This is a genomic window from Endozoicomonas atrinae (genome assembly GCF_001647025.1).
GTDB classification, from domain to species: Bacteria; Pseudomonadota; Gammaproteobacteria; order Pseudomonadales; family Endozoicomonadaceae; genus Endozoicomonas; species Endozoicomonas atrinae.
Window position 1 is genome coordinate 1 of record NZ_LUKQ02000202.1, and the last position, 9881, is coordinate 9881.

Below are 9881 nucleotides of genomic sequence, written 5' to 3' on the forward strand. Positions count from 1 at the left end.
GATCATCCTGAGTTTTAATCTGACTGGCTATTTGATCTACCAGTTTTTCGTTGATTTCAACGCTCATTGTTATTCTCCATTTTGGAGTATTAACGACAAGCGTTTACACAATTTAAATTACATTCCCCCGAAATAATGGCAGCATCTTCAAGAAGATATGTTGACAGTAAAATCAAAACCGCCAATACCAGTGGGTGCTTTGTGACATCCAATATCAGCTCAGCCATCAATCATCCAAAATACTTTGAAGCCTCTATATCCATCAACCATACTTTTTTCTTAGGTGAATTCCAAATCGCATATGCTCACATTCGACAACCGAAATCACTGATCCCTTTACCACATCCCTGATTAACAATCATTATCATGTGATGTGGAAACCCTGTGAAAATAAAGGTGTCATTTAACAACAAACCTATTTCTTGAATAGATGTATAAAGAATTAATAACAATTTAGAAAATGATTAAAGATACATTAATAATAATTTCACTAATACTTTTCAGCACAGGTATTAAGGCAGAAACAATAGAAGGTACTCATTCTGTAAGATTTATCATTGGCTTCTACTCAGATTCTTATCATGAGCTGGGCGGGGCTGTAGCAGCCTGTGAATATATTAATGAGCATACTAAAAATAATCAGCCCATATCATTAGTCAGGCCACTCGGTAATGGAGCTATTCTTGTTCATATAAATCAGCTTGATAGCTCACAACTGGAAAAATTTACTAAGCAACTGTTAACTCTGGAAAAAGTTCGCTATGTCGAAATCGATGACATGATGAATCCACTATATAACCGAAGTATGGGTACCATACCCCTGAGGTAAGCATCAATGAACTCTCTGCTGACAAGGACTGTTTTAGCAGCAACACTTTTAACACCAACATTCATTTCACAGGCTGAGGTGGATAATTACAGACTTTTATTACAACGAACAGATCGAGTCATTGTTCACTTTAAAGAAAAGCCTACCGAAGCCAGAGCGTTAGCCTTTATTAAACAGGGGGTAACCCATGGTGGTTATGGCGTTGCTGCAGGAAAAAGGCAGGAAGTGCTTTCAATAGGAGCCACCGTTAATCTTGAAGATGCAAAAATTCTGGCAGAAGGATTAGAAGATGACCCTCAGGTAAAGTTTGCTGAACCAGACCTTGTAATGCAGACCATGAGAGTCCCCAACGACCCTCTATATAACGAGCAATGGCACTACTTTGAAACCAGGGCGGGTATTAATCTCCCTGCTGCCTGGGAAATATCCATTGGTAGCCCTGAAAATGTAATTGGAGTTATAGATACCGGAATTACTGACCATAAAGAGATTAATGACAGGCTGGTAGCAGGCTATGATTTTGTTTCAGACCCCTGGATGGCTAATGATGGTGATGGCTGGGATAGTAACCCCCAGGACCCCGGGGACTCTCTTCAGCCAGGTGCCTGCGGAACCTCATTTGGTAACCCGATTCCTGCCAATGCACAGAAGAGTAGCTGGCATGGTACACACGTCGCAGGCACGATTGCAGCAAAAACAAACGATAATAACGGGGTTTCCGGTGTAACCTGGCTCTCCAGAGTACAACCGCTCAGAGCTCTTGGACGATGTGGTGGCTATACATCCGATATTGTTTCAGCCATGCGATGGGCTGCAGGTCTTAAAGTCTATGGCCTTCCACTTAATCCTAACCCAGTCAATGTCATTAACCTGAGCCTTGGTGGAACAGCACTCTGGTGCCCCCTGTCCTATCAGGATGCCATTGACGAAGTTGTTGCTGCCGGTGTCACTGTGGTTGTCGCGGCAGGGAATGAGCAACATAACGTGGCTCTAAGCACGCCAGCAAACTGCAAGAATGTCATAGTTGTTGGTGCAGTCAACCGAACAGGAAATCGCAGCTGGTACTCAAATTATGGTACCGGCATTGACATTATGGCTCCTGGAGGTGAAACCCATTTCCAGGGCAATGGGATCCTGTCCTTATACAACTCAGGACTGAAGGATCCGAGAAGTGGCTCCTACACTGAACTGCAAGGCACAAGCATGGCAACACCACATATCGCAGGCCTGCTTGACCTTAGCTACGCGGTCAACCCAACACTGCCGCCTTCTGAGCGTAAACGGCTCTTGAAAGAGACAGCAAGGCCATTTTCCTCAGATAGTAATTGCTCAACCTTCAGATGCGGTGCCGGGATTGCGGATGCTGCGGCCTTTCTGAGAGCAATCCAGAGAGCCAAATGAAAAATATTCAGACGAGCCCTGAAATTAGGTCTAGGTTTTTAATAAGGGCTAACAAGATAAACAGGTATTGCAATGCTTCAAAGGAAACAGGCAATGGAGCAGTAATACTTGGGATGAAGTAGAGAATGATTCAGCAGTGCTTCTCTCTTCAATAGATCCAATGGAGTGGAACCTTGAAACCATCGAATCATTCACTGCTGCTGGCCGGAATTTTTTCCTCTCTTATCGCTCCTGTGAGTCTCAAGGCTGATCCAGATCTGGAAATTGCCGAAGATGGTCTTCTGGATCTCAGTCTGGAAGAGCTGATATCTCTGGATGTCCCAGACGTCACATCGGTATCCAAGAGAAAGCAGCGTCTAATGGACTCCCCTGCCGCTGTGTTTGTCATTACCAATGAGGATATTCAGCGTTCAGGAGTGACATCAATTCCAGAGGCGCTGAGAATGGTGCCGGGAATGCAGGTAGCCCGGTTGAATGGTAATACCTGGTCGATCAGTACCCGTGGCTTTAACTACATTTTTGCCAATAAATTGCTGGTCCTGATAGACGGTCGCACCGTTTACTCTCCTTTATTCTCAGGAGTTAACTGGGATGTTCAGGACACCATGCTGGAAGATATTGCCCGTATAGAGGTGATTCGTGGTCCTGGTGCAGCCCTATGGGGAGCCAATGCCGTGAATGGTGTGATTAATATCATTACCAAGCATGCGGCAGATACACAGGGAGGCCTGCTGTCCACAGGATTTGGTTCCGAAGAAAAAGCTTTTGCAGCCTATCGCTACGGTGGAACACTGGGTGATGATGGCTATTATCGAGCTTTCTATAAAACATTCACCCGCAATGGACTTACCAATTCTGATGGCACTGATGCTAATGATGACTGGAAAATAAACCGTGCGGGCCTTCGGGCAGACTGGCGGACAGAGACAGGGGCTGAAGCTTCTATACAGAGTGAAGTGTATGATGGAACAACAAGGCCGCCATTAAAATTATTTGATTATGGAAATAATGAAAGGCATACGATTGTTGACTTAAACCGAGATCAACAGGGTGGCCATCTAACTGGTAACTATAAGCAGTACTACAGTGATGGCAGTAACTTTTCTTTCAAAGGTTATTATGACCGCTATGAAAATTATGATTATCGAGTAACCGAAAAAAGAGACATCGGAGATCTGGAGTTTCAACATCAGATCCTTCCATGGAAAAATCACGATATTATCTGGGGGCTGGGCTACAGGCTGACAAAATACAATCTGAGCAACATGAACAATATAACCTTGCCTGAGAGCAACCGGACTGATGAGCTATACAGTGCTTTTATTCAAGACCACATTACGATCACACCGGATTGGAGCGTGTCATTAAGTTCTCGATTTGAGCATAATGATTTCACAGGATATGAAATCCAGCCCAACGCTAAACTAACATGGAAAGTAGCAGAAAACAGAACATTCTGGGGCTCAGTGTCTCGAGCAGTAAAAACACCATCCATTAGCGAGACTTCAGTAATAACAAGAGGCATGAACTTTCTTACAGAAGATATGATTCAACCTCCACTATCTAATGACTTAGATTCACAAAAATATTTAATGAGTATCTCTGGGAATGAAGACCTTGATTCAGAAGAATTAATGACTTTTGAGCTAGGGTATAGAGAACTTTTTAATAAAAAATTCCGTTTGGACGTTACAGCCTTCTACAATCAATACAAAGATATTATTGCCTATGTTGGCGCTAATGGCTGTTTAGAAGGCACCACACCAGATTTTTCAACTGGATTTCCTCTCTGTAAAGTCGATGGCAGCCCAAATTCTCCAGACCTGATAGCTGAATTTCCAACTAAGTTAGCCAATGGATTAAATGCAAAAACCTATGGACTGGAAGTTGTGGCGGACTGGCAGGTGAATGATTGGTGGAAACTGCAAGCCAATTTCAGTGCATTACAGGTAGATGCTGAAGCTTATGAAAATGAGCTCTACCTCAAAGAAAACGAGATACTTATTGAAGAACTGAGTGCATCAAACACGGCCAATATACGATCCAGCATGAACCTGCCAAACCAGTGGTATCTCGATTTCTGGGTTCGTTATATGGACAACCTCAAGAATGCAAAAGTTGGCGCCTATACCGCCCTGGATTTCAGGGTTGCCAAAAAAATCGGAAAAGACCTTGAGTTATCACTGACGGGAAAGAATCTGTTTGATAAGCAACGCCTTGAGTTCAGTGAAATTTTCAGTGGCCTTGATGCAACTGAGGTACAGGAGTCCTGGTACCTTCAGTTACGCTGGCAACATTAATCGGATGGGGGAGACGACTTCATGCCGATCATAATCACAAGAACGTACGCAATACTTGCAATAGCTTTTCTTTGTTGCCTGAATGCAGCTCAATTAGAAGCCAGTGAGGTTACCAAGGCTGATAAGGTTAAGGCCGCTATTGTCTATAAACTTTCCAAGTTTGTCACATGGCCTGAAAAAAAACAGACGCTGGCATTGTGCATTATTGGTAGTGGAGCCATTAACAGCGAACTCTTAAAAATCAATCATAAATTCAGCATGGGGCGGCGTATATCAGTCACACATAAAACATCCAGTGCTCCGCTGGAAAAGCTGTGTGACATTGTCTACATCCATAACTCACAGCCAAATGCCATATCCAAGATCTTACAGAAATTAAAAAATAAATCAGTGCTGACAATCAGTGACAGCGAGAACTTCGCTTATCAAGGTGGCGTGATAGGACTGATTCGTACCGGTAGTCGAATTCAGTTTGCCATTAGTCAGAGTGCGACTAGAAATGCGAGCCTTTCAATTAACTCCCAATTGATGGGGTTAGCCAAGGTTGTTAAATAGTAATTATGATCACGTTTAAGAACCTTCCAATTAAAAAGAAGTTACGATACGCCATGCTTCTAACGGCGTATTCGGTTCTACTGGTTACCCTGAGTGTACAGACCGTAAGTGAATATATGCACTCACGGTCTTTGCTGGTCAGCAAACTGGAAACGTTAGTTGAAGTCATTGGTGCAAATGCACAGGCTGCTCTGATGTTTGAGGATACGGTAGCTGCTGAGCAACTATTAAACGGCTTCTCCAGCACAGATGAAATTGAAGCGGCCTACTTATTAAGCCCTGCCGGTGAGCGCGTTGCAGGCTATCATCGCGAAAAGAAACAACCCTGGGCTTTTACTCTGGAAGAGCTCAACCAGCCCGTTACGTTATTCAGCAAATCCAAACTGCATTTATACCGCCCCATCAATATGGATGGTCAGTTCATTGGTGCCATTTATGTCCAGTCAAACCTGAGCGAACTCTACCTGCACCTCACTCACATCTTATTTCTGGTCATGATTGCGGCATTGATTTCTGTCGTACTGGCAGCAATGCTGAGCTCCAGACTGCAAAAGCTTCTGGCACGCCCCATTACAGAGCTTGCTGATACCATCAGCGAAATAACCGAATACCAGCAATATGATCGTCATGTTCAGAAATATGATAACGATGAGATTGGACAGCTGTATGACTGCTTCAATGACATGCTGATGCAGATAAAGGAGAGAGATGATCGACTACAGCAGCATCGTGAAAATCTGGAAGCAACCGTTGCCAGTAGAACGAATGAATTGAAAACGGCCAACCGGGATTTAAAAGAAAATCTGACTGAGCTTAATGAGGCAAAGGAAGCTGCATTGGATGCGGCCAAAGCAAAAAGTTCCTTTCTGGCCAATATGAGCCATGAAATCCGTACGCCAATGAATGGCGTTCTTGGCATGCTGGACTTAATGAAAGATACACCGCTTACCAAGACCCAGAGTGACTTTCTTAATACCGCATACTCCTCTGCAGACTCACTGTTACAGATCATCAACGATATTCTGGACTTCTCTAAAATTGAAGCTGGCAAAATGACGATTGAAAAAATAGATATCAGCGTCAGGGATATTGTTGAAGATGTCTGCACATTACTGGCAGGCACCGCCAGAGAGAAGGGGCTTGAGCTCAGCTGCTATACCGATGTTGATCTGCCAAAAACACTGAAAGGTGACTCTGTAAGACTGAGGCAGGTTATAACGAACCTGATTGGTAATGCAGTAAAGTTCACCATCAAAGGGGAGGTCAGCGTTAAGGTAAACCTCATCAAACGATCACAGACGTCTGCTCAAATTGAATTTTCTGTGGAGGATACAGGCATTGGTATTGCTGAAAATATCCTTCCTACACTGTTCAATGAGTTTACCCAGGCTGATGGCAGTACTACCCGGAAGTTCGGAGGTACCGGTCTTGGCCTGACTATCTCCAGACAGTTAGTTGAATTAATGGGAGGAAACATCAGTGTTGTCAGTGCTGAAGGTCTTGGCTCAACATTCACCTTCACTCTGGATATGGAAATATCCCAAAACCAGTGCATTCAAAAGTCTCAGGTACTTCATGCACTTGATGGGACAAAGGCCCTGGTTGTTGATGATAACAAAACCAACCGGGAGATTCTTCGCCACTATCTGACAGCCTGGGGCTTGGATCACAGCGAGGCATCAACCGTAAAAGAAGCGCTCCAGATATTGAGAAAAGCTTATAACAATAACCAGCCCTATGAGCTTGTCTTTCTGGATATGGATATGCCGGAAATGGATGGGCTGGAATTGTCTAAAGTGATCGAAGAAGATCCCGACTTACAGCCAATCCGCAGAATAATGCTCAGCTCGACCGGCTTTATCTCTCAGGAAGAACAGCAGGCTGCTGGAATTTCCGCTTGTCTGAGCAAACCATTCCGGCAGTCCAGATTACTGGATACCACAATGCAGGTTATGCATTACCATCACGCAAGCCAACAACCGGAAGGTATAACAGATCAACTTGAAGAAGAAACGGCAGTATTCTCAGAGAGTATCCAAATACTTCTGGTAGAAGACAATGTAGTAAACCAGAAAGTTGCCATCAGCATGTTGAAAAAAATTGGATTGAATCATATCCATTTAGCAGAAGATGGGCGAGAAGCTGTCGACATGAGCAGAAATCAAACCTACGACCTTATGCTGATGGACTGCCAAATGCCTGAGATGAGTGGATATGAAGCCACCGGTCTGATCAGGCAGAGAGAGCGTGAACAGCAGTTACCCAGAATACCGATCATCGCGATGACAGCCAATGCCATGGCTGAAGACAGGGAAAAGTGCCTGGCTGCCGGTATGGATGACTATCTGAGCAAACCTGTCAAAATTGACAACCTCAGGGAAAGACTGGAGCACTGGCTTATTCACGATACGCTTCCCCTGGAAGCAACCCCCGAGGCTACAGAACAAGCGCAAGCTATTGATAACAAAATGAATCAATCAAAACAGCATCCATTAATCGATGAGTCCATATTCAATTCACTTAAAGAGCTGATGGAAGAAGAGTTTCCGGTACTGATTAACAGCTATTTAGAAGACGCGCCTAAATTAATGGCCGATATCCAGTCCTCCTCCAAAGATGCAGACCTGGAGGTACTGGTAAGAGCGGCCCATACCCTGAAATCAAGCAGCAACAATCTTGGAGCCACACAGCTGGCAATGATTGCTGCCGATATCGAGAAGGAAGGGCAGGCCAATAAGCTGGGAGAAGCATCAGCGTTAATTTCTTCACTGGAATCAACGCTTGATGAAACCATGAATGCTCTTAGAGATCCTGGGGCTTAAAGATATTCCCCTAGGGGCGTTCTCAATTAGACATGTGACCAGCCACCCACGGTTTGTGCCAGACAATAACCTCAGGGCATAAAGGCGCGAACTGCACAATGTGGTTATTCCACATAAGCAGTGAGCAACGATGAATGGCACAAACCGTGGTCGGCCCTTCGGGTTGATCACACAAGCACTCATGCCGCGTTGAATGGCTTGAACATGGAGCCACCATGACCTGCGCCGTTCGCCTTGCCTGAGGGCTTGTGTGATCAACTGGTCTCATGGCTAATTGAGAACGCCCCCTAGCGCAGGTGCTCATAAAAGGAGTCTACCCATACATCAATAACCGGTTTAAGCTCATCTGCCGAGCTTTTTCGAAAGTCTCCCATATCAACAGGACCATATTGAACACCACCTACCAGTGCAACAACCTGTTCCCCCGACTGACTATCTACAAGCTCTCCCTCTTCAATGATATTAAGAAGTTTATCCCTCATCCCTGCAAGTTCTCCGACGCCATTAATGACCAACCCCCAGGGTAGAAACTGATAAAATTCCAGTGCCTTCATACCCAGCTCACCGCCAGTAATCGCTACTCTTAAACGCAGAGTATTCGGGCCCGGCTGGTCAGTGATCGTATATTTCAGCTTAAGACGCTCTGTCAGTCTTTCGGTGAAGTAAGCTTGTAACTGGTTATAGCGCTCTGGTTGTACCTGCCAGTTCTTTCGGACTTCATCATTGATATGCACAATCACCGGCTCAATAATCACGCTTTCATAGCGACGCATTTTCCAGCGCCTGGCGTGATAACCCAGAAATTGTGACTTCTCTTGTGCCACTAACGGTTTTAACCTTGAGTAGTCCGAAAGAAAGCCACTGTGTTGCTCTGAAACTTTTGGCCCGCTGGCACACCCTGCCAGTAACATCACCATAAGAATCCTTGGCAAGCCAAACCATGCTCTCATCTATCCCCCTGACATCCACTTCTGTTTTATTACGGAACAGGAAAACATAGACCGGTGCCGAGCGGCAATACGTCTTTCTGACTACGGCTGGTCACGGTCAAACCATTTCACTCCGCCAATCCAGGTTTGTACAACCTTGATGTTCTGAAAGTTCCCCGACGCGGTAAGAGGATTTTCTTCAAGAATGGCAAAATCAGCAAACTTTCCAGGTTCAATTGAGCCCCGGTTACCTTCCTGAAAAACCTGCCAGGCAGCATCAATAGTCAGAGCCCTTAACGCTGACTCTACACTTATTTTCTGGCTCCCTCCCAGCTCTTTCCCACTGGACGTTTTTCGTTCAACGGCATTCTCTACAAGAAGCATGGGATCAATGGGAACCACCGGTGTGTCGTTATGCATCGTAAATCGAACATCGAGTTCTTCGGCGGACCTCATGGGACTGATATGTTCAGCACGCTTTGCCCCCATAAAGATATTGAAGTGCCGGTCTCCCCAATAATAAATATGAGAAGGAAAGAAACTTGACGTAAGGCCCAGTGCCCCTGATTTTTTCAACTGTCCATCAGTCATCATTTGGGCATGAACAATAATATGCCGTGGATCGCTTCGGAAGGATTGCTGCTGAGCTTCAGCAACACTGTCAATCACCAGATCAATGGCAGCATCCCCGTTAGCATGTATTGCCAACTGTCGGCCACTGGCATGCCAGCGGGTAACAATATCCTGCAGCTTTTCCTGAGTCATAGTTGGATACCCTCGATAATCGGTATCTCGATCAGGCTCCTGCAGATGATAAGGCTCTTTTAAAAATCCCGTGTATCCCTGAATTGAACCATCGAATACCAGCTTTAATGCACCAACGGTCAGTTTCTCGTTATTTGTTGTTTCTACGGTTCCTGTCATCACCGGCGTAAAAAGTCCTCAAAACACCAGTCCAAAATGACCTGTCGTTAAGTATAGCTTTTTGGGGTGGTCTGCAAGTCTGATAGTTCCAGAAAGTTAAATATTTTACTAAGCTGACTCT

At 44.9% G+C, this 9881-nt stretch carries 7 protein-coding genes; 5 read left to right on the forward strand and 2 right to left on the reverse strand.

Going from position 1 to position 9881, the window contains the following annotated elements:
• Nucleotides 1-460: 460 nt before the first annotated feature.
• The 5 genes from AK963_RS21000 to AK963_RS21020 all read left to right on the forward strand — a co-directional run bounded on the left by AK963_RS21000 (nt 461) and on the right by AK963_RS21020 (nt 7907).
• Nucleotides 461-829, forward strand: coding sequence for a hypothetical protein (locus tag AK963_RS21000; RefSeq protein ID WP_066017381.1), 369 nt, complete (start codon nt 461-463; stop codon nt 827-829).
• A gap of 6 nt (nt 830-835) precedes the next feature.
• Complete coding sequence (locus tag AK963_RS21005) at nt 836-2230, forward strand: S8 family peptidase (RefSeq protein ID WP_066017382.1); 1395 nt, start codon at nt 836-838, stop codon at nt 2228-2230.
• A gap of 173 nt (nt 2231-2403) precedes the next feature.
• The gene (locus AK963_RS21010; RefSeq protein ID WP_066017383.1) at nt 2404-4530 is read left to right on the forward strand and encodes a TonB-dependent receptor plug domain-containing protein; all 2127 of its coding nucleotides are present in this window, start codon (nt 2404-2406) and stop codon (nt 4528-4530) included.
• A 21-nt stretch (nt 4531-4551) separates the two neighbouring features.
• A complete protein-coding gene (locus AK963_RS21015; RefSeq protein ID WP_066017384.1) occupies nt 4552-5085 on the forward strand; it encodes a YfiR family protein in 534 nt (177 codons plus the stop codon).
• Between the two features lie 5 nt (nt 5086-5090).
• Entirely contained in the window at nt 5091-7907 is a 2817-nt protein-coding gene (locus AK963_RS21020; protein WP_083232821.1) for a response regulator, read from the forward strand.
• 287 nt (nt 7908-8194) lie between these two features.
• Here the strand turns inward: AK963_RS21020 and AK963_RS21025 are convergent, their stop codons facing one another.
• Both AK963_RS21025 and AK963_RS21030 read right to left on the reverse strand, forming a co-directional pair.
• On the reverse strand, nt 8195-8857 hold the full coding sequence (locus AK963_RS21025) for a DUF3313 domain-containing protein (protein ID WP_066017386.1): 663 nt from the start codon (nt 8855-8857) through the stop codon (nt 8195-8197).
• 81 nt (nt 8858-8938) lie between these two features.
• Nucleotides 8939-9760, reverse strand: coding sequence for an amidohydrolase (locus AK963_RS21030; protein ID WP_066017387.1), 822 nt, complete (start codon nt 9758-9760; stop codon nt 8939-8941).
• Nucleotides 9761-9881 lie beyond the last annotated feature (121 nt).

What these genes read in the sequence shown, in the direction of transcription:
- AK963_RS21025 (WP_066017386.1), bottom strand. Translation starts at nt 8,857, where the DNA reads ATGAGAGCATGGTTTGGCTTGCCAAGGATTCTTATGGTGATGTTACTG.
- AK963_RS21015 (WP_066017384.1), top strand. Translation starts at nt 4,552, where the DNA reads ATGCCGATCATAATCACAAGAACGTACGCAATACTTGCAATAGCTTTT.
- AK963_RS21020 (WP_083232821.1), top strand. Translation starts at nt 5,091, where the DNA reads ATGATCACGTTTAAGAACCTTCCAATTAAAAAGAAGTTACGATACGCC.
- AK963_RS21000 (WP_066017381.1), top strand. Translation starts at nt 461, where the DNA reads ATGATTAAAGATACATTAATAATAATTTCACTAATACTTTTCAGCACA.
- AK963_RS21005 (WP_066017382.1), top strand. Translation starts at nt 836, where the DNA reads ATGAACTCTCTGCTGACAAGGACTGTTTTAGCAGCAACACTTTTAACA.
- AK963_RS21030 (WP_066017387.1), bottom strand. Translation starts at nt 9,760, where the DNA reads ATGACAGGAACCGTAGAAACAACAAATAACGAGAAACTGACCGTTGGT.